Source organism: Mesorhizobium sp. M2A.F.Ca.ET.067.02.1.1 (assembly GCF_004023285.1).
Lineage (GTDB): Bacteria > Pseudomonadota > Alphaproteobacteria > Rhizobiales > Rhizobiaceae > Mesorhizobium.
Map to the genome: position 1 here is coordinate 1 of NZ_RZSB01001051.1, position 1,596 is coordinate 1,596.

The 1,596-nt window shown below is 64.7% G+C and carries 1 pseudogene; it reads left to right on the plus strand.

The features are described 5' to 3' along the window. Positions 1-1,596, plus strand: a pseudogene (locus EOA28_RS35285) (excinuclease ABC subunit A); the annotation flags it as partial.

The window sequence follows — 1,596 nt, forward strand, 5'->3', positions numbered from 1 at the left end:
GGGGCGCGCGAACACAATCTCAAGAACGTCGATCTCGACCTGCCGCGCGACAGCCTGATCGTCATGACTGGACTGTCGGGCTCCGGCAAGTCGTCGCTCGCTTTCGACACCATCTATGCCGAGGGCCAGCGCCGCTACGTCGAAAGCCTGTCGGCCTATGCCCGGCAGTTCCTAGAGATGATGCAGAAGCCGGATGTCGACCAGATCGACGGCCTGTCGCCCGCCATCTCGATCGAGCAGAAGACCACCTCGCGCAACCCGCGCTCGACGGTTGGCACCGTCACTGAGATCTACGACTATATGCGCCTGCTTTTCGCGCGCGTCGGCATCCCCTATTCGCCCGCCACCGGCCTGCCGATCGAGAGCCAGACGGTCAGCCAGATGGTCGACCGCGTGCTGGCGCTGGACGAAGGCACCCGCCTCTATCTGCTCGCGCCGATCGTGCGCGGCCGCAAGGGCGAATACCGCAAGGAACTGCTCGAGCTGCAGAAGAAGGGTTTCCAGCGCGTCAAGGTCGACGGCACCTTCTACGAGATCGCCGACGTGCCGGCGCTGGACAAGAAGTACAAGCACGACATCGACGTCGTCGTCGACCGCATCGTCGTGCGCGGGGACCTGGCCACCAGGCTCGCGGATTCGATGGAGACGGCGCTGAAGCTCGCCGACGGCCTTGCTGTGGCCGAGTTCGCCGACCGGCCGCTCGACTCCAGCCTGACCGGCGAGGACTCGGTCAACAAGTCGAAGAACGAGACGCATGAGCGCATCCTGTTCTCGGAAAAATTCGCCTGCCCGGTGTCCGGCTTCACCATTCCCGAGATCGAACCGAGGCTGTTCTCCTTCAACAACCCGTTCGGCGCCTGCCCGACCTGCGACGGCCTCGGCAGCCAGCGCGCCATCGATCCCAACCTCGTCGTGCCGGACGAGAACGTCTCGCTGCGCGACGGCGCCATCAGCCCGTGGGCGAAGTCGACCTCGCCCTATTACGCGCAGACGCTTGAAGCGCTGGGCAAGGCCTATGGCTTCAAGCTCGGCGACAAGTTCAAGGATCTGAGCGCCCAGGCAAAAGAAGCCGTGCTGCATGGCACCGGCGAGCGCGAGATCACCTTCCAGTATGATGACGGCCTGCGCTCCTACAAGACCACCAAGACCTTCGAGGGCGTGATCCCCAATCTCGACCGGCGCTGGAAGGAAACGGAATCGCCCTGGATGCGCGAGGAGATCGAGCGCTTCATGTCGGCCACGCCCTGCCCCGCCTGCAACGGCTACAGGCTGAAGCCGGAGGCGCTGGCGGTGAAGATCGGCGGCAAGCACATCGGCGAAGTGACCGAGCTGTCGATCCGCAAGGCCGACCAGTGGTTCACCGACCTGCCGGCGCAGCTCAACGACAAGCAGAACGAGATCGCGGTGCGCGTGCTCAAGGAGATCCGCGAGCGGCTGCGCTTCTTGAACGATGTCGGCCTCGACTATCTGACGCTGTCGCGCAACTCCGGCACGTTGTCCGGCGGCGAAAGCCAGCGCATCCGGCTGGCCTCGCAGATCGGCTCAGGCCTCACCGGCGTGCTCTATGTGCTGGACGAGCCGTCGATCGGCCTGCAC